Source organism: Candidatus Rubrimentiphilum sp. (genome assembly GCA_035710515.1).
Taxonomy (GTDB): Bacteria; Vulcanimicrobiota; Vulcanimicrobiia; order Vulcanimicrobiales; family Vulcanimicrobiaceae; genus Rubrimentiphilum.
In genome coordinates, this window is the sequence record DASTDE010000004.1 from 44,936 (window position 1) to 66,914 (window position 21,979).

Here is a 21,979-nt window from a genome sequence, read left to right on the forward strand (position 1 = left end):
CCAACCGCGGAATGTTCTGCCGGGCCCAAATTGGGCCTTCAGCGCCTCAGGCGGCCTTCACGACCCCTGCGGGCACGAGGCGGATTTCGGGCGGAATCTCGGCATAGCTAAAGACGTTGATCCGCAGCCCCGAACGCGCCAAAAAGTCGGCCACCAGCGGCCGAACGGCGCTCGTGCAGACGATCGCAGCCTTTTGCGGCGCGACGGACTGTACGTACGTCTCCGCCTCTTCATGGATCCGCATCGCCACGCGCGGGTCCGCGGCTCCGGTCGCAGCGGCCAGTTCGCGCTCGAGCTGCGGATCGAGCAGCAATGGTTCCAGTTGGGGGATATCCTTGCGCCGCAAAAGCGCCGGAACGGTGCAGCGGCGCGCGGCTTCGGCGAGGTCGCGGGGATCGCGTGCGGTGGCCGCGCATTCGATCATGCTTTCCAAGATCGCGACCGGATCGCGGGGCCACGCGCGTTCGCGAAGCAGCAATGCAAACGCGCGATGGACGGAAGCCAGCGGGAGCAGCTCGGTTCCTACTTCTTTAACGACGGTGGGAACGGTAGCGCGCAGATGTTCCAGCAGTGTCTGCAGTTCTTGGCGGCCGAAGAGCGCTTCGGCGCGCATGCGAGCCACTTCGGCAAGGTGCGATCCGACAACCGAGATCGGATCGAAGACCAGCGCGCCGGACTGCAACGCGCGATCGCGCGCCGGCGAATCGATCCATTTTGCGGGAAAACCGTACACCGGCTCGCGCGTTGCCTCGCCCTCGATGCGACCCAGCACCGCGTCATCGCCGACGGCCAGCATGCGCGCGAGATCGAGTCTGCCCTCTGCGGCAAGTTCGTCCCTCACGCGAATGGCGTACGTATCGGGGTCGCGAGTCAGATCGTCGCGCAGACGCACGCCCGGCAGGACAATTCCAATCTCCGCGGCCAGAGCCCGCCGCACTTCGCCGATGCGATCCAGCAGCGCCTCGCACAGCGGCGGCGTCAGCAGATTGCCCAAACCAGAACCAATCTCGATGGCGACCGCGTCGACGCCCACTAAGTTCAACGCCATCTCGGGACGCCGGATGGCCTGCCGCTTGGCAGCGTCCTTCTGCTGCGCGAACCAATCGTCGCGCGACCTCTGGCGCCGCCGCGCCAGCTGCGCTCCGCCGAACGCGCACAAACCGAGTATGACGAAGATCGGCCGCGGCAGACCGGGGACGAGCGCCAAGCCCAACAGAAGCGCACCGGCCGCGCGCATCATATCCGGACGCGCAAAGAGTTGTGAAGCGAGATCCGATCCGAGCGATCCGTCGGAAGCCACGCGCGTCACCATCATGCCCATCGCCGTGGAGATCAAAAACGCCGGGAGCGTCGTTACGAGCGCGTTGCCGATCGAAAGCAGCGCGAACGTCTGCAGCGCGTCACCTGGAGAGAGGCCGCGATACGCCACGCCGACTACTACACCGCCGGCCAAGTTCAGCGCCACGATCACGAGCGCCGCAATTGCGTCGCCCTTCACAAACTTTCCCGCGCCGTCCATCGCGCCGTAGAAATCGGCTTCGCGTTGAACCAGCTCGCGCTTGGTGCGGGCTCCTTCGGCGTCGAGCGCGCCCGCATGCACGTCGGCGTCGATCGCCATTTGCTTGCCGGGCATCGCATCGAGCGTGAAGCGCGCGGCCACTTCCGCCACGCGCTGCGATCCGCTGGCGATAACGACGAACTGAATCGTGATCAGAATCGCAAAGACGATGAGCCCGACGACGAGGTTGCCGCGCACGACGAACTCGCCGAACGCCGGAATAATCGCGCCCACGCCGCCGGCTTCGTGCCCTTGCGTCAGAATCAGCCGCGTCGCCGAGACGTCCAGAGACAGACGAAAGAGCGTCGCGATCAGCAGAGCCGGAGCGAACGCTGAAAACTGGAGCGGCTCTTCGATCGTCACGCTGAGCAAAAGCACGAGCGCTGAGGCAAAGACGTTGATGCCCAGCAGCAGATCCAAGAGCAGCGGCGGCAGCGGGACGATGAGGATCGCAACGATGCACAGGACGAGTGCGGCAAACCCGTACGTCGGCACACGGCTCATCGCAAGCCGCCGGTCTTGTGCAGATCCGCTACGATCTCGGCCACGGCCACATACGATTCCACCGGAATGTAGTCGTCAACGTGCGCGCTCGCGTACAGTAGGCGCGCTACTTCGACATTGCGCACGAGCGGAACGCCGCAGTCGGCCGCGATCTCGCGAACGCGCTGCGCGGCTGCATCCGCCGCGCGCACGAGCACGCGCGGCACCGGCACCGCGGGCGGCCGGTACTCGAGCGCAACCGCAATATGCTCGGGGTTGCATACCACGAATGCTGCATCTCTGACGCGCCGCAACGAGCCGCGCGCAAATTGCCGGTACAGCGAGCGCCGGCGGCTGCGCGCCAGCGGATCGCCGTCGTGCTCTTTGCGATCGCGCTGCAGCTCTTCGTGCGACATGCGTAGGCGCCGGCGCCAGCGGCGCAGCTGCGTCGCGAAATCCGCCACCGCGAAGATTCCGCCGGCAGCGCATGCGGCTGCGGCCGCGCGCAGTGACCCATGCCAAGCCGCGTCCGCCAGACCATCGACGCTCGCGCCGTGCAGCGATGCGCCGGCGACGCCGCGTGCCGCGGCCAGCGCTGCCGCAGCCGCGCAGACAAATGCCAGCAAACCCCGCAGCAAGCCGATCGCCGTTTCGCGCGACAGAATTCGCTTCAAATTTTCAGCCGGCGAGAGACGCTCGAGTTTCGGGGCCGGCGGCGCAAAACGCATGCCTCCGGCTTGCAGTACCGCGCACGCGATCGCCGCCGCAGCGCTCGCGCAAACCGGGACGAGAACCAGCGCGCCGGCTCGAACGGCGAGCGGAAACCAGTCGGCCCGCCGCAATGCTGCGGCCAGTAACGCATGCAACGTAGCGCCCAGAGGGAAAGCGATTGCGGCAACCGCTGCCGCTCCGGCAGCGAAAGCGCACAGCGAACTCAAGTCTTGCGACCGCGCAGCGTCGCCCTCACGCCGCGCCTTTTCAAGCCGCGACTGTGTCGCTTCGAACTGTTTGTCAGCCATGCATGAACGGCAGCCGCAGCCACGGCACGCCGCTCCGCGCGAACAGCACCGGAATCGTGGCGATCGTCGCCAGCAGTGCCGCGCCGAACATCACCGGAAACGTGAGCGTGAAGCCGGCAAAACGCGGCGTCACCCGCGCCAGCGAACCGAGCGCGCATTGCGCCACAAAGACGAGCGCGATCGCGGGTCCGGCGACAAACAGCGCAGCTTCGACGATGCCGGCCGGCAACATGACCGCGTACAAATAAAGTTCGCGCTCGTCCGGCACGCGCCCGGCGGGCATTACGTCAAACGTATGCGCGAATGCAAGGATCGCGATGCGGTAGCCGCCCAGCAAGAAAAAACCCGCCGTAAAAATTAGCGACCATATGCGGCCGAAGCCGCTGGCGGCATAGACTTGTGCGTTGGGAACGCTGCCGCGAATGCCGATATAATCGTCGAGCGCACGCCCTCCCGCATAGGCGCCGTCGTATAAGATCGATGCCGCGACGCCGATCGCTGCGCCGATCGCGAGTTCGAGTGCAACGGCCGCCACCAGCGCGATACTGCCGGGCGCCGGCGCGCGGACCGAAGGGAACAGCGCGATCGCAAGAACCAAAGCTAACCCGGCGCGGATGGGCGCCGGCACCGCCGGGTGCGACAGACCCGGCGCCCGGAAGACGAAGCCCGCGCACCGCGCGAAAACCAGCAGCCCTGCGCCGCTCATCCGGCCGTCAAGTTGCGAATCTGCGCGATCGCTTCGTTGAAAAGATCGGCACACGAGTGCATGGCGAAAGCACCGAACAACGCGATGCAGACGCCGACGGCCACGAGTTTTGGAAAAAGCGATAGCGTCTGCTCCTGCACCTGCGTCGCGGCCTGCGCAACCGCGACGATGGTGCCGATCAGCGTCGCGACGCCCAAAACCGGCAAGCACAGGAGCGCCGTCAGCACGAGCGCGTGATGCAAGAGCCCGTCAAACGCCGCCATACGGCGACGGTAACGCGAGCCTGTTACCGGATTGTGGCTACGGAGCTACGGCAAAAGACGGGCGCCACGCCGTGGCCGCGATCAGCGAGCTGACGATTGCGCGGCTGGCCGGCGATTTGTTGAGCGTATAGAAATGAATGCCGGGCGCACCGCGCCGCAACAGATCCGCGCACTGCAGCGTGGCAAAGGCGACGCCAAGATCCTCGACCGCCTTGGGTTCTTCGCGCCGCTCCTCGAGTTCGACCAGCAGCTTCGGCGGAATGGTCGCGCCGCACAGCGCCGTAAAGCGTTGAATCTGTTCGAAGTTCGTGATCGGCATGATTCCCGGAAGGATGGGAACGGTAATGCCTTGCGCCCGGGCGAGTTCGACGAACGAAAAATACTTGTCGTTGTCGAAAAAGAGTTGTGTAATCAAGAACTCCGCGCCGGCGTCAACTTTCTCGCGTAGATAGCGCAAGTCGGTTGCGAAGTCGGGCGCTTCGATATGTTTCTCGGGGTGGCACGCGCCGCCGACGCAAAAGCGGTAGTTGCGCTTGATCATCGCAATCAGCTCGCTCGCGTGCGCGAATCCGCCTTCGGGCTGCACGAACCCGGCCGCGTCGCGCGGAGGATCGCCGCGCAGCGCCAGGACGTTCTCGATGCCGGCCGACTCCAAGTCGTTCAGCAGCGAACGCAACTCCGAACGTGTACTGCCGACGCACGTAACGTGCGCCATCACGTTGAGCCCGATCTCGCGGCTGATCTGCTTGGAGACTTCCACCGTTCGCGCGCGTGTCGAACCGCCCGCGCCGTACGTCACTGAGACGAAAGCTGGCCGCAGGTCGCGCAAGGTCTGCGCGGTTTCGAGCAGCTGAGCACGAGCCTCGTCGTTCTTGGGCGGAAAGAATTCGAACGAAAAGAACGGCCGCTGCGCCGCCAGCGCGTCGCTGATTCGCATGACGCTTTCTTAACGAAAGCTCGACGCGACGCCTCCGCAGACCAGCCCCCAGCCGTCCACCATGACGAACAACAGCAATTTCACGGGTAGCGAGATGACGGACGGGCTGAGCATGAACATTCCCAAGCCCATCAGGATCGACGCGATCGCCAGATCGATCGCCACGAACGGCAAATACAGCGCAAAGCCGATTGCAAACGCGTCACGCAGCTCGCCGACAACGAAAGCCGGAATCAGCACGACGAGCGGCGCGCGCGCGGGGTCCTCGAGCGGACGGTGCGCGACGCGGCGGAAGAGCTCGATGTCGGCGGAATGCGTTTGGTGCAGCATGAAGTCGCGCAGCGGAGCTGCCGCGCGATCCAGAAATTGGGATTGTGAAATGCGCCCCTTCGCGTATGGATCGATTGCATCGTGCGAGATTCGCGACAGCGTCGGCGACATGATCGCGGCGCTGAGCACGAGCGCTAACCCGGTGAGAACGGCGTTGGGCGGTAGCGCAGCCGCGCCAATGGCGGAGCGCACCAGCGAGAGGACGACGACGATGCGAACGAACGAGGTGGACATGACGAGCACGAACGGCGCAACCGACAGAGCAGTAAGCGCAGCGAGTACATCCAAAGGAAGCGAGGCGTGCGCGCGGCCGGCGAGCGTCATCAGGCCATCCATTATGAAGGTTCCGATCCGGCAACGAGCTCCGTGATTCGCAGTCCGTAGTTGTCATCTATGGCAACGATCTCGCCGCGGCCGATCAGCTTCCCATTCACCAGCATATCCACCGCAGCGCCGGCGGCGCGATCGAGTTGGACGAGCGAGCCGGTGCCCAGCGCCAAAATCTGCGAGATGGGCATCGCGCACGCGCCGACCTCAACCGCAATACGTACGCGCACGTCGTTCAGCATATCCAGCTTGCGATCGGCGGTCATTGTAGAATCACAACGCTGCGGCCGTTCAGGTCGCCGCACTCGCCGCGCGCAATGACGTTTTCCCCCGCGCGCACGATCGCGCGATCTGCCAGCCGTGAATCGAGTTTTACAACGTCGCCGCGACGTAAACTCAACAAGGCCGGCGCCGGTAGGAAACCGTGCGCAATTTCAACGGCCAGGTCGAGTTCGATATCCTCCAGATGCGCGATGCCGAGCGAAGGAACGGCCTGCGGCACGGGTTCGCGCGACAGCGCGACGCCGATACGCGCTTCGACCGGCTCCTCCAAAAGGAGTTCGAAGTACGTAACAAAGCCGGTCAGATGAGTCAAACGCTCGATGCGTGCGTCTGCGCGCGCACCGCAGACAGGAGTCAGCGTACCGCACAATGCACCGACGATGCGCGCCAGCAATTCCGCTTCGAGCGGCGACATTGCGCGCGTCGTAACCATGCGTTCGCCGAAGGCCGCGCCGGCGAGCGACAGCGCGTCGTCGGAACGCAAAACAAACGCCGCATCGGCCACGCTTCCGCGCACGGCGAAGATCTCCGCACCGCTCGCGATGCAACGCCAAGCGGCGTCGTTCGGAATGAGCGGCTCAAACAGCCGAAGCGTCACCGTTCCGAGGAGTTCGGACAGCGTCTCGCGCGCGGCGTTGGCAACCAGGCAAGCCGCGGCCACGGGCAGCAGCGAGCGCCGCACAAAAATCGCATCGCGCACGCAGCGTCCGCCGGCGACGCGCGCACTGCGTTCGAAACCAAGCACGTTCACTTCAGCAGGTCCAACGCTGTTTTTTGAACGCTGCCTTGCGCAGTGCTCGCCGCGCGCAGCGCATCGAGCGCCAGATAGGCTTCCTGCAGCCGCTGCAGCCCCAAATCCAAATCGCCGTTACGCGCTCCCAACGGCTCCTCTCCCAACGGCGCAAAGTTTCCATCACCGGGAACGCCGATGTGCGGCGTCACGCCCGCCGGTGCGGCCGAGTACGATCCGTCGCCGGCAGTCAAACGCGTACCCGCCGGGAAGCGCGCTACGGCGAGCCGCCCCAGCGACGTGTACTGCAGCAGCCGCTCTCCCGTGCGCGGATCGATCGTTTGCCGCGCGTAGCTCACCGTACCATCGGCGCCAATCCGTGCATCCGCGGTGACGCCGAGGGCCAGATCCACGGCATCGGCGCGCAGCGGCGAAAGCGCCGATCCGGGCGTACGGTATCCGAGGATCTCGCGACCGTTCGCATCCGTCATCGTCCCGTCGCGCAAGAACAAAGCGTCGCTGCGCGTGAAGAGCAGACGTCCCGTTTCGTCACGCGTTATGAAGTATTCGCCGGCCGGCGGCAGCGATTGCATCTGCGGAAAGACTCCGGTGAGATCGCGCTCGCGTGCCGCCACATTTTCGAGCGCACGCGCGGTGGCATCGGCTATGAGCATGATTCCCTCTCCCAAACTCTTGCGCTAACGCTCGCGCCGCGCGCGGCGAGCGTATAGCGGGCTTGCGCGAGCGCCGCTGAAACGGTTGCTTTCATCGGTTCGGCGCAAAGCGCGATCAGGCGGACGCGGTTCCCGTCGGCGCGAACCAAAACGCGCACGCGACCACGAGCGCCATCGATCGTGAACGTCGCGCCGGATTTTTTACGGCGTGGCCGCGCCACAAACAGTGCGATCTTCCGCGCCAGCGGCAAACGCGGCGCGCGCCGGTCCGCGATGCCGGCTCCAACGGCTCGCTGCACGTGCACCGCACGCCCCGGCGCGTTTCGGATTGACTCACGCGCGCGCTCTTCCTTCGCGACGGGATGGGACGCACTGCGCTCTTCCGCTCCCTGCGCGCGCGCAAGCGGCTGTCTTGCCGCAGGTGCTTCCGGCCGGTACAGCGCGGAGTACCAAGCCTGCGAAAGTACGCGCCGGTCCGCGGCGGCCAGCGGTGCGCTCAACACGCTGAACTGCAATTCTTGCGTAATGGACATGCCGCGAAGCTACGCGCCGCTTGTGAACGGCGTGTGGCAAGAGGGTTACGGAATGACTGTTATCTGCCGCGGCGGCGGCCGTCGTCGAAATGCGCGGAGGGATGCGCGTAGAGTTTTGCGTTGGCGAGATCGATCGTCAAAATGAAGTTCTTGAGAATGCCCAACCCGATGTTGCCGGCGGCGAACCGGTCCGCAAAGGCGCCCTGCGTGCCGAGCATAACGTTGGCGTAGCAGTTAAAGAACCGGAACGGCCCCAGGTCGAGCTCGTCGACGGTGACACCGACGGCGTTTGCTGATCCGCCTACTCCCATGTTGTTGGCGAAACGCCCGCCGGCATAGGCGATCAGACCCTGATGAGTGTGCAGGAACGGACTATAGACGAGCAACTCGTTCCCATTGCCGGTGTCGAGGACAAACCGGCCCGCGGCTCCGTTCACCGTTGCCGGCAGCTCGATCAGTTCGCGGTCCGAGTCGACGTCAAAACTCGTGCCGTCCGGCTTGAGCATACCCGGCTTGCCGAACGTCATCGTGCTCGAATCCGGATCGATGCGCGCTTCGGCAGCCGCGAAGAACGGATACCCGAGAATGCCGTCGATCGGCGGAGCGCCCGTCAGGCCGCGCAGATCCAACACGGTGACCATCTTCACCGGCAGCGATGCCGTTCCGATTTCGATCGAATCCAATGCGGCCACGCCCAATCCGCCCGTTCGCTGGGCGCCCGCCACTTCGAGCTGCCCCTCCGGTTTTAGTCCGAGTTCTTGCGCAACGTGCCCGTCGAGCACGATCGCCTGCGCGCCGCTGTCGAGCAAAAACGTGTAGCCGCGATCGTGAATGCGAACGCGGACATAGACGTGCGTATCGCGGAACGAGAGCGGAACCGTAACGGGCGCACTCACCTGCACTACAGCCGACTCCGGCAGCGTGAAGACGTCCGGCGAGATCGGGCGATCGACGAAGACCTTGGTCGTCAGGCGCGTGAGATCGAAAGCGTGATCGCCGTTTGATTCGACCGAACGCTGAGCGAGCAGTAAACCCGCGAAAACGCGGTAGTCGTAGTAGTCTTCCGTTGAGGTTCCGTCCGCGTCGTCGAACGCGACGCGGTCGAGCATCCAGGTCTTGCGGTCGAGGTAGAGCGTTTCGGGTTGCCCCTGCGGCGGCGAAACCGCAATGGCGTAGACTTCGCGTCCATCCGGAAGCTGCTGCAGCCCCAAGAGTTGATCGTACTGGGGCTGGTCTACGAATGTGTCGCTTTCGATGAAGTCTTGCGTGACCTGACGCGCACGCAGCAGACCGTGAAGCTCGCGGACCGCCCCGTTTTCGTTCACGATATATTCGCGATCGCCCAGACGGTACGTCGCCTGCAGCCGCACACCCGTGTTTTCATCGTAACGCTGGTTCGCGCCGTCGTGCCAGCTCGTAAACGTGCCGCGCAAGGCCGCACCGCTCACGATTCCGCGAACTTCGCTCGAGCGCGGTTCGCGAACGCGCATGGCGGCGGTGGCCGCGCGCCTGGAGGACAGAATGTTTTCAAGCGCCGGCGGCGATTGTGCGCTCGCGGCTCGCGGCACAGCGAACGTCAGCGCCAACGCAGCCAAGAGCAGCTTGCTAACGTTGCTTATAGCGACGGTAACTTCGCAGGACGGCCTCGACGTACGCTTGGGTTTCGGCATAAGGCGGAACACCGCCATACTTCTCGACCGCGTACGGTCCTGCATTGTATCCCGCCAACGCCAGGGGCATGTTGCCGTGAAAGCGATCCAAGAGACCGCGCAGATAGCGCGTCCCGCCGTTGATGTTCTGCACGGGATCGTACGGATCGCTGACGCCCAGCCCCGCCGCCGTCGCCGGTTCGAGCTGCATCAGGCCTTGAGCGCCCGACGGTGACGTCGCGCCCGGATCGAAGCCGGATTCATTGGCAACGATCGCCTTCACGAGCGCGCTGTCCACGCCGTATTTCGCGGCGCTCGCGTCGATGAGACGTTGGAACCTGTCGTTTGAACCGGTCCGCGGCAATGCCGGTTCAAACGCCGGCGGATCCGCGGCAAGCGGCGGCGCGCCTTCGATCTGCGCGATGCGCTGCAAAATCGCGCTTAAGCCGGCTGGGAACTCCACGCTTCTTCCTTTAAACTGCGGGCGAGTTCGCGCAACCGTTCGAGTGTAGCCGCAGGGCGCCGCACGTTTGTTTCGCGCAGGAACGATTCGATCGATCCTTCGGCCGCCAGCGCGCGAGCAAACTCTTCTCCGATCGGCACGATCCCAATAGCGCGCGCTTCTTTCGTTCGCTCGAGTTCGCCGATCGCCGCGCGCACCGCCGCTGCGTCGCTTCGATGTTCGGAGGTCGCGACGGCGTCCATCGTCCGGCTCATGCTGCTCAAGACGTCGATCGCCGGAAACTTCCCGGCATGTGCGAGTTCCGCCGACAGTTGGATGTGACCGTCAAGCAGGGCGCGTGCCGCATCGCTGACCGGATCGCGCTCGTCACCGTCGCTGAGGATCGTTGCAAAGAGCGTGATCGAACCGGTCTCGAACTTGCCGGCGATCTCCGCGAAAGCGGCCAGCTCGGCAAAGACTCGCGCGGGGTACCCGCCGCGCCCAACGCTTTCACCGCACGCCACGGCGATGTCGCGGTGCGACGCGGCGAGGCGCGCGAAGCTGTCGAGAATGAACAGAACGTCCAGCCCGTGCGATCGCAACCGGTTCGCCTGCGCCATCGCAAGTCGAGCTGCATTGACGCGTTCCGCGGCGGCGCGATCGCCGGTCGCACAAAAGACTGTCGCGCGTGCGGGGGCTGCGCGAAGCCATTCTTCCGCTTCACGTCCGCGCTCGCCGACGAGTCCGACCACTACTGCGTCGGCTTGCGCGCCGCGCATCAACGCGTGCAGCAGCATCGACTTGCCCGCACCCGGCGGCCCAAAGATTCCGACGCGCGCGCCCGTCCCGACGGTCAGCAATGCGTCGATCGCATTCACTCCGGTCCAGAACGGCTGCCGGATCGCGCGGCGGCTTCCGGGCGCCGGAGCACGCGTGTCGATCCTCCGCAACGCGGCGCGCAGCGGCGGTTTTCCGTCGATCGGTTTGCACCCGCCGTCAAAAGCGCGGCCCAAGGCGCACAAACCGAGCGGCGCTTCCAGCGTCGCGGCGTCGCTGCAGATCGCATCGCCCGGGCCGAGGCCGTCGATTCGACCGCACGGCGTCACCAGTACAGCGCCGTCGCAAAGCGCAGACACGACTCCATAAATCGCACCGCGCGAACACGTCATCCGAACGCCGTCGCCGATCGACACTCCGGGAATGCGCGCTTCAATCAGAGCCGGCCGCGCCGACGTCACGGTCCCGCGAGCGATCACGGGCACGCTCTCAGCACTGCGTCGAGGCGGGCGCCGAGCGATGCATCGATCGTTCCGGTTCGTAATTCGAGCACGGCGTCGCCGCGGCGCAGCTGCGCATCCGCGACGGCAGGTACCGTTCCGTCAAACGCGCCGAGATCGTCGGGATGCACGCGCACGCGAACCGGCGTCTCCAACACGTAACGGCGTACGGTGCGTTCGACAATCGAGCGAAGGTCGGCCGGCGCCAGCTGCAATTCGCGTCCGACGATTTCGGCCGCGATGTCCGCACGCAGCATCTCCGTTGCGGATTCGACCGCTTCGGCGACGCGCGCCATGAAGAGCCGGACCTCGCGCGCCGCGGCGATCCGATCGCCGTCATGCACGCCATCGTCTTCGGGCGGTTCGGCTTGCGCGGCAAGCTGCTCATCGCGCGGCTCGCGCAAGCGGTCGGCCAAACTGCGAAACCCTTCAGGCTTTTGCAATCAAACTCTCCGGATCCGAAAATAGCGGAGATGCCGGCCGCTGCATGCGCCGCACGATGGCCGCGCGTTCTTCGGGCGGATACATGTCGAGTACGGCGGCCGCCGTCGATGCCGGCAGCGCGCTGATGATCGCCGCAGCGGCGTGCGGCGGCTCGTTCGCCAGCGCGCCGCGGACTCGTCCGGGCGGAATTCCCGAAACCGCCGCCGCTCCGCGCGCGATGCGCGAGCGCTCCAAAAATGCATGCAGCAGCGTGCCGATGGCGGGCGTGCTCCACCGGAGTGCAACGAGCGCGGCGAGCGCAACGACCAGCGTCGGCAAAAGTGGAACGATCGCGCCATACGCCAGCCACCACGCATCCTTGCGCGGAGAGGCCGCGTGCGTGAATGCGATCGTTCCAACTTCAAGCGAGTCGCCGCGGCGTTTATCGATGCCGAGTGCGGCGGCGGCGAGCGACCGGACTTGATAGAGATCTGCGCCCCGCGCCGCATCGACGAAAACCGCCGCCGTGATTCGCGCGATCCCTCCGGCCGGCGATGAAGCCGTGAGTTCGCGGGTCTCGCTTCCGCGATCGAGCTGCTGATCGGTGCGATCGTACCGTTTGCCGCCGCCGTCGTAGTGTTCGCGCTGTACCGTTCCGGCAATCGCTGCGGAACTCGCGGGAACGCGCCGCGTCACGCTGCTCTGCAGCGATCGCCGCTCGTAATCGACGTGGACGCGCACGATCGCGGCGCCCGCGCCGATCGCCGAATCGAGGGCAGACTGCAGCGAGGCTTGCAATTCGGCGCCGCCGCCGTTCTGATCTCCGCCTCCGAGCGCCACCCCGCGGTCGTCCACGATCGTGACGTGCCGCGCATCCAGATCGGGGACGCTCGCCGCGACGAACGCCCTGATGCCGTCAACCGCGTCGGCGGCAAGGTGCGCGCCCGGCAGTAAGCGCAGGCGCACGCTCGCGCTCGCGTCGCGGGCGCTCTCATCCGCGAAGTACGCGGGCTTCGCCGGCGCGACGATGACCTTCGCGTCTTGCACGCCGTCGATGCCGCGCAATCCCAGTTCGATGTCGCCCGCCAAGCCGTCGCGTGTCTGCGCGTCGATGACGGCTTGCGGCGTGAGCGCTCCGATCTTGCTCAACACGTCGTTCGAACTCTCGACGTGCGCGTGCGGCACGCCCGCGAGGGAGAGGCGCAGGAGCAGATTGCTGCGGCTCTTGCCGTCAACGAGAACGTTGTCGCTGACCGGCGCGAACGAAACGTTCCAGCTCGCCAGCCGTTCTTCAACCTCGGTCAACTGCTCGGCATGCAAACTCGATGAAAAGAGCGCCGCGCGCTGCGGATGCGCCAGCATCGCCGAAACGATGCTCAGCACTATCGCGCAACTCGCAATACAGCCCGCGGCGGTCCGTGCCAACCGCGGCAGGCTCTTCCACCGTTCGAGCAGCAGCGCGAGTTGCACGGGCTAGACTTGCATGGTGAAGATCGCTTGCAAGGCTTGCGCCGCACGCTGCGACGCGGCGGTCGCTACCGCTATGGCGACGTCGGCACGAGCCCGCTCGTAGATCGCGCTCTGCAAATCTCCAGTGCCGTTTGCGAACGCATCCTCGGCGCCGTTTGCCGAACCCAAAGCCGCTTCGAGATCGTTGAGAACCTTGCCAAAGCTGCCGGGTTGCGCCGCTTCATGCGTTTGCATCACGTTCGCGTGGCCCGCCGGGCTCGGAACATCCGGAACGAACGGTGTCACGGTCATACGCGTCCCATCTCGATCGTGCGCTCCGCGACGTGTTTGCCGATTTCGAAGATCGCAGCGTTTGCTTCATAGGCGCGCGACGCGTTCAGCACCGAGACCATCTCGGCGAGAACGCCGGCGTCGTCCCCGCTGCTTCTCGCCGCGCCGGCGTAGACAATACGCGACGAGCCGCCGTCGTCAACGAGCCGGAACTGCGGAACAAAACGTTCGTAGGATCCCTTTGGACCGGCAGCTTGCGAGGCCGCTACATTGCGCGCGAAGACGTCGAGCGCCGCACGTTGCGCATCCATGCCGCTCGCCGCCGTGCGTAACATGTCCAGGCTATCCATGCGCGACGCTCTTGATCTCGGCGAGCCGTGCGTGTACCGCATTGAGCAACGCTTCGGTGAAGATCGCTTGGCCGGCGGCCTGGGCCAACGTACTCTCGGTCCGCGCCGAACCCAGCGGAGTCGCCGAGCGCGATACGCCGCCGGCGGCGGTAGCGAGGCCGCTCTTGGCGGACGCGAGCGCGCCCATCAGTGAGTCTGCAACATCGAACATGCCCCAACGCTACGCGCGGTTCGTGTCCGAAAACGTGCGCGGATGTTACCGCGACATGTCCCTAGAGCGAGACGCGCGGAAAGGGCAGACCCTGACGGTTCAGCGGAATTGCCACCAAGAGTTGGGTCACTTCGCCATAGTTGCGCACTCCCGACGCAATGCGGTTCGACTTGAGATAAGAGTTGTACACCCGCCAGGAAAATCTCGAAAAACTCAAGTTCACGAAGTGCGCATTGCGCGCGCGCAGCGCGGCGAAGTCTTGCCAGACTTGCGGGGCAAACATTGTATGCGGATACTTCGGCAGCGGCGGCAGATACAGAAAGACTGCGAGCCAGCCGGAGTACTGCGCGATCGCATCCGAATCGCGCATGCACGTCAGCGCTGCGATATAGTTAGCCTCGTCTTCGCGATTGTAACCGGCCACGTGGCTCCATTCGTGCGCCTGCGAGAAGGGGCGCTCGAACCACAGCAGGTCGGGCGCGAGCTGCGTCTCGAGGGTGAACGGGTTCGTGAAGCCGCTCGTGCCGCCGGCGTCCATGAAGAATCCCGCCAGCGACCATTTTGCCGGCGCCACCGAAGGCGTCCAGCGATCGCCCAAGCGCTGCACGACGGGCATCCACGCGTTGCGCATGAGCTCGTCCGCCAGCGGCGAGTATCCGGGCGCCGCGTCTTGCTGCGCGTGTGCGAGCGGCGCCAGCCGGTTGATTTCGGCGACCGCACGCCGGCGCAATGCGTCAACGTTCTTGGGCGTGATGCGCGAGCTGTCGTACACGACGCGCGTCTGGAGCGGCGCGCGATTATAGCCCCAGCCCCATCCGGCGTAAAACCAAAATGCGTACAATCCCGCCAAAGCCGCCACACCGGCGAGCAAGCGCAGCAGCGGAACGCCGAAGCGGCCGCGTCGCATGCGCGCGACGTTTCTCCAGACTTTGATTATCAGAACAACGACGCCCGCGAGCACCACGAAGTCGCCGAGCGAAAAGAACACCGAAGGCGTGAACGCTCCCCAGAAATTCTCCCACTTGGGATACCAGCCGTTGCTGAACTCGGCTTCGACCCACTGCGCGGACGGATGCCAAAGCACGGCAAAGAGCCCTGCGGCGATCAGGAGGGTGTCGATAAGAACTGATGCGCGTTTCAACTAATTGGCAGAGGGACCGAAGGTCGGGGGCCCCGGCGGCTTTGCCGACGGGGGGCGCGGAGCCCGCAGGGCGGATGCGCCTGTTCTACCGTTTGCTAAACTGGAAGCGCTTGCGGGCGCGCTTGCGGCCGTACTTCTTGGACTCTTTTTCGCGCGGGTCGCGCGTGAGCAGGCCGGCTTTGCGCAGAATGACGCGCAGCGATTCATCCATCTCCACCAGCGCGCGGGCGATGCCGTGGCGCAGCGCTCCGGCTTGGCCGGACGTGCCGCCGCCTTCGACTTTTACGTCGATGTTGAAGCGCGAAAGGCTCTGCGTTGCTTCGAGCGGCTGGCGCACGATCTGCTGCAGCGTCTGCCGCGTGAAATACTCTTCGATGGGCCGCTTGTTGACGGTGATCTTTCCTTCTCCGAGCGCGATCTTCACGCGCGCGACCGATCGCTTGCGGCGTCCCGTACCTTGAAAGTTATCGATCACGCGAGCTCCTGCGGTTTCTGCGCTTCATGCGGATGTGTGGCGCCGGTGTAGACGTGCAGCCGTCCTAAGCGGACGTCGCGCAGCTTATTGGTCGGAAGCATGCCGCGCACTGCGCGCTCGATCAGCCGTTCGGGATGGTTATCCATCACTTCACGGGCCGTCTGCGTCTTCAAGCCGCCGGGATAGCCGCTGTGACGGTAGTACACTTTTTGGTCCCACTTGTTGCCGCCCAGCTCCACCTTCTCCGCGTTCACAACCACAACGAAATCGCCGTCGTCGATGTGCGGCGTCCAAGTCGGTTTGTGTTTGCCGGCAAGGGTCCGGGCAATGCGCACCGCCAGCGTTCCGAGACGCTGACCCGCGGCGTCAACGATATACCAATCGTGTTTCGCCTCGGCGGTTTTCTGTTGGTACGTGCGCATGGTCTTCCTTATAAGCGAGTCTACAGAGGGCAACCGACCTACTATACGTGCGGCTGAGTCCGCCGTCAAGCGCGGGCCTGGGCCGGCCGGCCGGGGGTTCTAATGGAATCTTAACCCTTTGTGAGGGTTTGGCCTAGCGGCAGGCAGACAGCAGCTAACCAAGCAAACAAGCCGCCCCATGGAGCTTCGCGTTCTCGGCGCTATAGCCGCCGTCTTTTTTGCATTATCCGGATCGGCGCTCGCGGCACAGCCCGCTGCGGCCCTCGTCCCGCAGGGCGGAACGGCACATAGGCCCATCTCGAGCGCCTCACGCCAAATCGAGGCGCTCTGCGGGCAAACCGTGCACACCATTGCCAACCCGACCCATGCCAAACTGAACGCGTGCGTCGTGCCCCGCGGTCACAGCGTCATCGACGTCACGTACTATCAGAACGCCTCCAGCGTGGGCGGCACGGCCTTGGCCGCATATCCCGAGGCCACCATCCGGTTCGGGGTTGCACGCAATCTCGAGGTATTCATGGATGCCCCGTCCGACGTGGCCAAGTCAGGAGTGGATGGACTCGGCGTCTTTTACTTCACCCATCCCGGCTTCGGACTGAAAGCCTCGCTAAAGCAAACCCGCGTCTTCGCGTCGAGTTTTTCGGTGGAATCGCGGCCGCAGCTCAACGCGCTGGCGCATTTGAGTTTGGTACCGATGGCCGAAGCCGCACTCACCGGTTCGTGGGCGCCGCCGCGATCGAATCTCATTTTGACGGCGCAAGCCGGCGCGTTTTGGTTTCGTCAGCGCGGAATGGGCCACGCGCAGCGGACCGCCGCCACATTCGCCCTTGCCGTCACCGCGCCGGTCGCGCGCAAGACGTGGCTCACGCTTCAACTACGCAGCATTTCGGCGGCTGCGATGAACTCCGGCGCGCAGAGCTCCGGAACGCTCAGCGTGCAGCACGAATTCGGACGCAACGTCCTGATCAGCGCACAGTTGGGCACGGCCTTTAACGCGGCCGGTCACTCGAAAGCACATTACTTGGGGTTTGGGTTTACAATCCGCCGGTGACCGGCGGTTCGCGAAACGAGTCGAACCCGTCACCGTAGCGCACGCCCGCCAAATATAACCCGTGAGCCGGCGCGGTAAGCCCGGCGGCCGCGCGATTCGACGTACGCAGGATCTCCGGCACCGTGGCGGCATCGCGCCTTCCCGTTCCACATTCGATCAGCGTGCCCGCGATATTGCGCGCCATGCGGTGCAAGAAGCCGTCCGCGCGAATCTCCACGCGCACCAGATCGCCGGCGCGACGGATATCGATTCCGCGCAGCGTGCGTGTGGTCGGCCCGCTTTCGGGCAGCACGCCGCAGAACGAACGAAAATCGTGCTCGCCGATCAAGTGAGCCGCCGCTATCCTCATCGCCTCGACGTCGACCGGGAGCCAGACGTGATGGGCATAACGCGCGAAGAGCGGCGAGCGTTGCCGGCGATTCAAAATAACGTAGATGTACGTGCGCTCAACGGCGGAAAAGCGCGCTGAAAAATCATCCGGCGCAATTGCCGCTTCGCGAATTGAAAGATCGGCCGGCAATTCCGTGTTGGCGGCCAGCGCCAGCCGTTCGAATGGAAAGCGCGCTTCGGTCTTAAACGAGATCACTTGCCCGGTCGCATGTACCCCGGTATCGGTGCGTCCTGCGGACGTCACTTTCACCGGGCTTGCACACAACTTCGAAAGGGCGCGCTCGAGCTCGCCGGCGATCGTGCGCAGCTCGGGTTGGAATTGAAAGCCGCAAAAAGCAGAGCCGTCGTACTCGACGACGGCTCTGATCGTTGTTAAGCTGCTACGCGCTGCGGAACCGGACGGCGCTCGTCCAGATCCAGCAAGTCCGCCCAGCTCGTCACGTCCGTCCGATCCGGGGCCACTTGATCGCGCAACTGCAGGAAGTACGTCTTCGATTCGCCTTCCGGTTCGTGCGTCACCCATTCGCGGTTCCACGCCTCGATCTGCTCGGGCGTTTTCTTGTCGACGAATTGCTTGGCGTACGCCTCGATCTCGGCATCGCTCTTGGCGTTCTTGATGACGCTCAAGAATTCTTCACCGTTGATCCCGAGAAACGCGAAGACTGCGCTATCCATGGGGCAGTTGAAGTGGTATTCTCCAACGTTGCCGTGCGCCGTGGCCTTGCCCTTATCGATTGCTCGGCCCAGCTGGACGATGCCCAGCACCTTTTCGTGCACACTGCGGGGGTATGTTTTTGTTAAGTCCATGCCCCCGTAGACCCACCTTACTTTAAGTGGGTTGCACAGGTTCGGTAGCCAGGCGGCCGCACGGCCCGCGTTCCTGGTCCAGCCGCAGGCGCGATGCGCCGAGTCCTGAGCCTGTCGAAGGGCACGGATGGCGAGAGCGGCCTGAAGAGGCAGGGTGAGCGGAGGCGGGATTCCGCAGCGAGCGCGTGGCCAAGCGAAACGGGACCCGGGCCGCGCGGCCTCCTAGCCAGCGAGCTTCAGCCGTGCTGCCGCTGAAGCGGGAAGAGTAAGACGTCCTTGATGCTGGGCTGATTCGTCAGCAGCATAACCAGCCGGTCCACGCCGATGCCGATTCCGGCTGTGGGCGGCATTCCGTACTCGAGCGCACGCACGAAATCCCAATCCGGTTCGGGGATCTCCTCATCGCCCGCGGTGCGTTGTTTGATCTGCGTTTCGAACCGTTCGCGCTGATCGTCGGGATCGTTCAGCTCGGTGAACGCGTTGCTGATCTCCGCGTTCGCGCAGAAAAGTTCGTACCGGTCGGTGATCTCGGGATCGTTCTTGCGGCGCTTGGCCAGCGGCGAAATTACGACGGGATAACCTGTTACGAAGGTCGGCTCGAACAGATGCGGCTCCGCCACGCGTTCGAAAATCTTGTCGAGCGCGTGCGCATGCGAGGGCGATTCCGGCAACTCCAGGGCTTTCAGAATCTTGGCCGCGCCTTTGGGATCCAGCAATTGCTCGCGCGTGTGACCGCCGTGCCTGCGCAAGAGGTCGAGGTATTCCACGCATTTGAAAGGCTGCTTGAACGAAACGGTCTTGTCGCCGATTTGCAGCTCGTCTTTCCCCCCGGTGACGTTCGAAACCAAATGCGCGATCAACGATTCGTTGAACTCGCGCATGTCGTTGACGTCCCAATAGGCCGCGTACAGCTCGAGCATCGTGAACTCCGGATTATGCACCGGATCTATGCCTTCGTTGCGGAAGATGCGGCCGATCTCATAGACGCGCTCGAGCCCGCCGACGATGAGGCGCTTTAGGTTGAGCTCGGTGGCGATCCGCAGCTGCATCATCTGATCGAGCGCGTTGACGTGCGTAACGAACGGGCGGGCAGCCGCGCCGCCGGCGACGTGTAAAAGCGTCGGCGTCTCGACTTCGTAGAACCCGCGCGCGTCGATGAAGCGCCGCATTTCGGCCAGGATTTTGCTGCGCGCGATGAAGACGTCGCGTACTTCGGGGTTGACGATCAGATCGACGTAGCGCTGGCGGTACCGTTTCTCAACGTCGGTGAGACCGTGCCATTTGTCGGGCAGCGGATACATCGCTTTGGCCAGCACTTCAAACGAAAGCACGTGCAATGAAAGCTCGCCTTTTTGCGAGCGGAACATGTAGCCGTGCACGCCGACGATATCCCCGATGTCGAGATCGTTCCAGTCGGCAAACCGGCCGCCGACTTCATCGCCGCGGACGTAGAGTTGCATGCGGCCCGTTCGATCGGCCAGATCGGCGAACGCCGTCTTGCCGTGCGGGCGCTGCGACATCAAACGGCCGGCAATCGACCAGTTCTCGCTGTCGGCTTTTGCGCCGGCTTCCAGGAAACCGTATTTCTCGAGCAGTTCGCCGGCTGTCGTGTCGACGGCATAGCGAGTCTGCGCGAACGGATCGTTTCCGCGCGAACGCAAAGCGGCCAGATTTTCACGTCTGGCCGCTACGAGTGATTCTTCAGTCTTTCCGAGATCGCGGGAATCCGTGAGTCCTAACTCGCTTTCTTGGCGGCCTTCTTAGCCGGCGTTCCTCGTCTGATCGTTTCAATCTTGTATTTGACGATGCCGCGCGGCGTGGCCACGTCGACGGTTTCGCCCTTCTTGTGCCCGATCAGCGAGCGGCCCAAGGGCGACTCGTTGCTGATGCGCTGGTTCACCGGATCGGCCTCGGCCGACCCCACGATCCAGAACTCGTGGGTCGAACTCGTCTTGACGTCCTTCACTTTGACCGTCGCGCCGAGGTGGACTTCATCGGCGGCGTACTCCGACTCGTCGATGAGTCGCGCGTTGCGGATCATCGATTCGAGCTTCATGATGCGGCCCTCGATGAACGCCTGCTCCTGCTTGGCGTCCTCGTACTCCGCGTTTTCGCTCAGGTCGCCGAACTCTTTGGCCTGACGAATGCGGTCGTTGACTTCCCGGCGGTGGACGCTCTTCAGGTCGTCGAGCTCCCGCTCCATTTTTTCGAGACCTTCTTTAGTGAGGACGATCTCTTTATCGTTCACGTGGTACCCCTCTGCCCGCAAGGTGATCCTTCGGCGACTGGAGTGACAAGGAGAAAGCGCCCCCGTTCAGGGCGCCGTCGCCGTTGGTTCACCCTGTCCGGGGGGGTCGCCTGCCTTCCGGAGGGAGGCCCACCCGCGCCACACGGCCAGCGGAATGCCGATGAGGATTCCGCCAGCGGCATAGCCCTGCGACGTGTGGTCTTCGAAGCGCACGGTCGCCCCCAGGACCAGTGCCAGCGCCGCCATTCCGGCGGCCGGAATCACCACCCCGGTCCAGCGGAACGATGGCTGCGACCAAAACGTCCGGACTGCGGCCGCCGCGGTGAAGACGAACAGCAGGCCCAAAAAGAGCGAGCTGCCGTTCAAAACGAGCGTCAATTGGGCTGCGGCGGTCGGGGAGAGGCCCGTGAGCAACTCGAGACAGGCGACGAACAGCGCTACCGCCACGAGCGACCAAAACGGCTCGTCGCGCTTGTCCAGCGTTCCCAACACGCGCGGCAGAACGCCGTCGCGGCCCATGGCAAAGACCGATCGCGAGAGGTAGAGCAGCGTCGTCCAGAGCGCCGAGCTCGTCGAAACGAGGACGGTCGTGAGGATCACCGGCCGCCACGCCGGCGCGCCCAACAGATCGGAAACATAACGCATTGCGTCCGCCTGATTGGCGGTAAAGCCGCGCAGCGTGCCGAGATGGCCGAACGCGAACATGGCAAGTGCGAGCACCGCGGTCGTTACGAGCAGTCCGGTGATGCCGCCGTGTCCCGAAGCACGCGGATCTTTCGCAACTTCTTCCGACGTGGCGGCGGAGAGCTCCCATCCGTCGCTCATCCATACGCCCAGCGTCATCGCGTAGATGAAACCAAGGCTGCTAAATGCGAGCGCCTTCACGTCGCCGGGCGATGCCGGATGCGGTGCGCCGGTGTGCGGTGAGAACAACGCGACGATCGCCGCGACGGCAATAACACCGATCTCCAGCGCGAGCGCCGCCATCGTTACGATCGTCGTCGGACGAACGCCGGCGTACAGGAGCACCGCGCTGCCCGCAATCCAGGCGGCGCCGACGGCCGCGTCCCAGATCGGGTTCTGCGCGCGTTGCGGCGCGAGTAAATCCAACGTGTAAATGCCCGCCGGCACCGCTGTCGCCATCGTCGCGAACACGTTCGAGAGGATCAGCAGCCACGCGCCATACGCCCCCACGTACGATCCGAAGGCCATGCGAATCCACGAATACGACGAGCCTGCATTCGGCGCGACGCGCGACAGTTGCGCGAAACCAATCGCGATGCACAGCATGATTGCCGAAACGGTAACCAATGAGAGCGGCGCAAACGTGCCGGCGGCGACGATCATCGGACCCATCGTCGAAGCTAGACTGTACGCCGGCGCCATCGACGCGGACGACAATACGGAGATGTCGAAAAAGCGCAGGACGCGCGGAAGGTGTCTCGCTGCCATCACGTGGCCCTAGTTGTCATCCTGAGGTATCCCTTCGACACTGCTCAGGACAGGCTCCG

26 protein-coding genes and 1 pseudogene are annotated in these 21,979 nt (G+C 64.4%); 1 reads left to right on the forward strand and 26 read right to left on the reverse strand.

Going from position 1 to position 21,979, the window contains the following annotated elements; all coding sequences use genetic code 11:
- Window positions 1-46: 46 nt before the first annotated feature.
- The 21 genes from VFO29_09240 to rplM all read right to left on the reverse strand — a co-directional run bounded on the left by VFO29_09240 (window position 47) and on the right by rplM (window position 15,972).
- Entirely contained in the window at window positions 47-2,062 is a 2,016-nt protein-coding gene (locus VFO29_09240; GenBank protein HET9393684.1) for a flagellar biosynthesis protein FlhA, read from the reverse strand.
- On the reverse strand, window positions 2,059-3,060 hold the full coding sequence (locus VFO29_09245; GenBank protein HET9393685.1) for an EscU/YscU/HrcU family type III secretion system export apparatus switch protein: 1,002 nt from the start codon (window positions 3,058-3,060) through the stop codon (window positions 2,059-2,061). The genes VFO29_09240 and VFO29_09245 overlap by 4 nt, the downstream gene beginning before the upstream one ends.
- On the reverse strand, window positions 3,053-3,766 hold the full coding sequence (locus VFO29_09250) for a flagellar biosynthetic protein FliR (GenBank protein ID HET9393686.1): 714 nt from the start codon (window positions 3,764-3,766) through the stop codon (window positions 3,053-3,055). Before VFO29_09250 ends, VFO29_09245 begins: the two co-directional genes overlap by 8 nt.
- Window positions 3,763-4,029, reverse strand: a complete 267-nt coding sequence (locus tag VFO29_09255) for a flagellar biosynthetic protein FliQ (protein ID HET9393687.1) — start codon at window positions 4,027-4,029, stop codon at window positions 3,763-3,765. Before VFO29_09255 ends, VFO29_09250 begins: the two co-directional genes overlap by 4 nt.
- 37 nt (window positions 4,030-4,066) lie before the next feature.
- On the reverse strand, window positions 4,067-4,966 hold the full coding sequence (gene metF / locus VFO29_09260) for a methylenetetrahydrofolate reductase [NAD(P)H] (GenBank protein HET9393688.1): 900 nt from the start codon (window positions 4,964-4,966) through the stop codon (window positions 4,067-4,069).
- A 9-nt stretch (window positions 4,967-4,975) separates the two neighbouring features.
- On the reverse strand, window positions 4,976-5,632 hold the full coding sequence (gene fliP, locus VFO29_09265) for a flagellar type III secretion system pore protein FliP (protein HET9393689.1): 657 nt from the start codon (window positions 5,630-5,632) through the stop codon (window positions 4,976-4,978).
- Window positions 5,632-5,889: a flagellar motor switch protein FliN gene (fliN, locus tag VFO29_09270; GenBank protein HET9393690.1), complete on the reverse strand. Its 258-nt coding sequence runs from the start codon at window positions 5,887-5,889 to the stop codon at window positions 5,632-5,634. Before fliN ends, fliP begins: the two co-directional genes overlap by 1 nt.
- Entirely contained in the window at window positions 5,886-6,656 is a 771-nt protein-coding gene (locus tag VFO29_09275; GenBank protein ID HET9393691.1) for a FliM/FliN family flagellar motor C-terminal domain-containing protein, read from the reverse strand. Before VFO29_09275 ends, fliN begins: the two co-directional genes overlap by 4 nt.
- A complete protein-coding gene (locus tag VFO29_09280; GenBank protein HET9393692.1) occupies window positions 6,653-7,309 on the reverse strand; it encodes a hypothetical protein in 657 nt (218 codons plus the stop codon). Before VFO29_09280 ends, VFO29_09275 begins: the two co-directional genes overlap by 4 nt.
- On the reverse strand, window positions 7,300-7,842 hold the full coding sequence (locus VFO29_09285; protein ID HET9393693.1) for a hypothetical protein: 543 nt from the start codon (window positions 7,840-7,842) through the stop codon (window positions 7,300-7,302). Before VFO29_09285 ends, VFO29_09280 begins: the two co-directional genes overlap by 10 nt.
- Window positions 7,843-7,901: 59 nt before the next feature.
- Window positions 7,902-9,437 (reverse strand): aspartyl protease family protein, encoded by a 1,536-nt coding sequence (locus VFO29_09290; GenBank protein ID HET9393694.1) that lies wholly within the window; start codon window positions 9,435-9,437, stop codon window positions 7,902-7,904.
- 10 nt (window positions 9,438-9,447) lie between these two features.
- Entirely contained in the window at window positions 9,448-9,954 is a 507-nt protein-coding gene (locus VFO29_09295) for a lytic transglycosylase domain-containing protein (protein ID HET9393695.1), read from the reverse strand.
- Complete coding sequence (locus VFO29_09300; protein HET9393696.1) at window positions 9,933-11,189, reverse strand: hypothetical protein; 1,257 nt, start codon at window positions 11,187-11,189, stop codon at window positions 9,933-9,935. Before VFO29_09300 ends, VFO29_09295 begins: the two co-directional genes overlap by 22 nt.
- Entirely contained in the window at window positions 11,186-11,626 is a 441-nt protein-coding gene (locus VFO29_09305; protein HET9393697.1) for a FliH/SctL family protein, read from the reverse strand. The genes VFO29_09300 and VFO29_09305 overlap by 4 nt, the downstream gene beginning before the upstream one ends.
- A 13-nt stretch (window positions 11,627-11,639) precedes the next feature.
- A complete protein-coding gene (locus VFO29_09310) occupies window positions 11,640-13,103 on the reverse strand; it encodes a flagellar M-ring protein FliF C-terminal domain-containing protein (GenBank protein ID HET9393698.1) in 1,464 nt (487 codons plus the stop codon).
- 3 nt (window positions 13,104-13,106) lie between these two features.
- Complete coding sequence (locus VFO29_09315) at window positions 13,107-13,394, reverse strand: hypothetical protein (GenBank protein ID HET9393699.1); 288 nt, start codon at window positions 13,392-13,394, stop codon at window positions 13,107-13,109.
- Window positions 13,391-13,723, reverse strand: a complete 333-nt coding sequence (locus tag VFO29_09320; protein HET9393700.1) for a hypothetical protein — start codon at window positions 13,721-13,723, stop codon at window positions 13,391-13,393. The genes VFO29_09315 and VFO29_09320 overlap by 4 nt, the downstream gene beginning before the upstream one ends.
- Window positions 13,716-13,934 (reverse strand): hypothetical protein, encoded by a 219-nt coding sequence (locus VFO29_09325; GenBank protein HET9393701.1) that lies wholly within the window; start codon window positions 13,932-13,934, stop codon window positions 13,716-13,718. The genes VFO29_09320 and VFO29_09325 overlap by 8 nt, the downstream gene beginning before the upstream one ends.
- A gap of 61 nt (window positions 13,935-13,995) precedes the next feature.
- On the reverse strand, window positions 13,996-15,075 hold the full coding sequence (locus tag VFO29_09330; GenBank protein HET9393702.1) for a DUF3810 family protein: 1,080 nt from the start codon (window positions 15,073-15,075) through the stop codon (window positions 13,996-13,998).
- An 85-nt stretch (window positions 15,076-15,160) separates the two neighbouring features.
- Complete coding sequence (gene rpsI, locus VFO29_09335; protein ID HET9393703.1) at window positions 15,161-15,550, reverse strand: 30S ribosomal protein S9; 390 nt, start codon at window positions 15,548-15,550, stop codon at window positions 15,161-15,163.
- The gene (gene rplM / locus VFO29_09340) at window positions 15,547-15,972 is read right to left on the reverse strand and encodes a 50S ribosomal protein L13 (GenBank protein HET9393704.1); all 426 of its coding nucleotides are present in this window, start codon (window positions 15,970-15,972) and stop codon (window positions 15,547-15,549) included. Before rplM ends, rpsI begins: the two co-directional genes overlap by 4 nt.
- Before the next feature lie 178 nt (window positions 15,973-16,150).
- Here rplM and VFO29_09345 point away from each other — a divergent pair, with 178 nt between their 5' ends.
- A complete protein-coding gene (locus VFO29_09345; protein ID HET9393705.1) occupies window positions 16,151-17,023 on the forward strand; it encodes a hypothetical protein in 873 nt (290 codons plus the stop codon).
- Here VFO29_09345 and truA read toward each other — a convergent pair.
- The 5 genes and pseudogenes from truA to VFO29_09370 form a co-directional block, all read right to left on the reverse strand.
- Window positions 17,007-17,846: a tRNA pseudouridine(38-40) synthase TruA gene (gene truA, locus VFO29_09350; protein ID HET9393706.1), complete on the reverse strand. Its 840-nt coding sequence runs from the start codon at window positions 17,844-17,846 to the stop codon at window positions 17,007-17,009. The genes VFO29_09345 and truA overlap by 17 nt on opposite strands.
- On the reverse strand, window positions 17,786-18,220 hold the full coding sequence (locus VFO29_09355) for a DUF5069 domain-containing protein (GenBank protein HET9393707.1): 435 nt from the start codon (window positions 18,218-18,220) through the stop codon (window positions 17,786-17,788). Before VFO29_09355 ends, truA begins: the two co-directional genes overlap by 61 nt.
- Before the next feature lie 236 nt (window positions 18,221-18,456).
- Window positions 18,457-19,902: pseudogene (gene lysS / locus VFO29_09360) on the reverse strand (lysine--tRNA ligase).
- A 53-nt stretch (window positions 19,903-19,955) separates the two neighbouring features.
- Complete coding sequence (gene greA, locus VFO29_09365) at window positions 19,956-20,468, reverse strand: transcription elongation factor GreA (protein HET9393708.1); 513 nt, start codon at window positions 20,466-20,468, stop codon at window positions 19,956-19,958.
- A gap of 66 nt (window positions 20,469-20,534) precedes the next feature.
- The gene (locus tag VFO29_09370; GenBank protein ID HET9393709.1) at window positions 20,535-21,920 is read right to left on the reverse strand and encodes an APC family permease; all 1,386 of its coding nucleotides are present in this window, start codon (window positions 21,918-21,920) and stop codon (window positions 20,535-20,537) included.
- Window positions 21,921-21,979: the final 59 nt, after the last annotated feature.

Coding starts and splice junctions, on each gene's coding strand:
- VFO29_09240 (HET9393684.1), bottom strand. CDS start 2,062: ATGAGCCGTGTGCCGACGTACGGGTTTGCCGCACTCGTCCTGTGCATC.
- VFO29_09245 (HET9393685.1), bottom strand. CDS start 3,060: ATGGCTGACAAACAGTTCGAAGCGACACAGTCGCGGCTTGAAAAGGCG.
- VFO29_09250 (HET9393686.1), bottom strand. CDS start 3,766: ATGAGCGGCGCAGGGCTGCTGGTTTTCGCGCGGTGCGCGGGCTTCGTC.
- VFO29_09255 (HET9393687.1), bottom strand. CDS start 4,029: ATGGCGGCGTTTGACGGGCTCTTGCATCACGCGCTCGTGCTGACGGCG.
- metF (HET9393688.1), bottom strand. CDS start 4,966: ATGCGAATCAGCGACGCGCTGGCGGCGCAGCGGCCGTTCTTTTCGTTC.
- fliP (HET9393689.1), bottom strand. CDS start 5,632: ATGGATGGCCTGATGACGCTCGCCGGCCGCGCGCACGCCTCGCTTCCT.
- fliN (HET9393690.1), bottom strand. CDS start 5,889: ATGACCGCCGATCGCAAGCTGGATATGCTGAACGACGTGCGCGTACGT.
- VFO29_09280 (HET9393692.1), bottom strand. CDS start 7,309: ATGCTCATAGCCGATGCCACCGCGCGTGCGCTCGAAAATGTGGCGGCA.
- VFO29_09285 (HET9393693.1), bottom strand. CDS start 7,842: ATGTCCATTACGCAAGAATTGCAGTTCAGCGTGTTGAGCGCACCGCTG.
- VFO29_09315 (HET9393699.1), bottom strand. CDS start 13,394: ATGACCGTGACACCGTTCGTTCCGGATGTTCCGAGCCCGGCGGGCCAC.
- VFO29_09320 (HET9393700.1), bottom strand. CDS start 13,723: ATGGATAGCCTGGACATGTTACGCACGGCGGCGAGCGGCATGGATGCG.
- VFO29_09325 (HET9393701.1), bottom strand. CDS start 13,934: ATGTTCGATGTTGCAGACTCACTGATGGGCGCGCTCGCGTCCGCCAAG.
- rplM (HET9393704.1), bottom strand. CDS start 15,972: ATGCGCACGTACCAACAGAAAACCGCCGAGGCGAAACACGATTGGTAT.
- VFO29_09345 (HET9393705.1), top strand. CDS start 16,151: ATGGAGCTTCGCGTTCTCGGCGCTATAGCCGCCGTCTTTTTTGCATTA.
- VFO29_09355 (HET9393707.1), bottom strand. CDS start 18,220: ATGGACTTAACAAAAACATACCCCCGCAGTGTGCACGAAAAGGTGCTG.
- VFO29_09370 (HET9393709.1), bottom strand. CDS start 21,920: ATGGCAGCGAGACACCTTCCGCGCGTCCTGCGCTTTTTCGACATCTCC.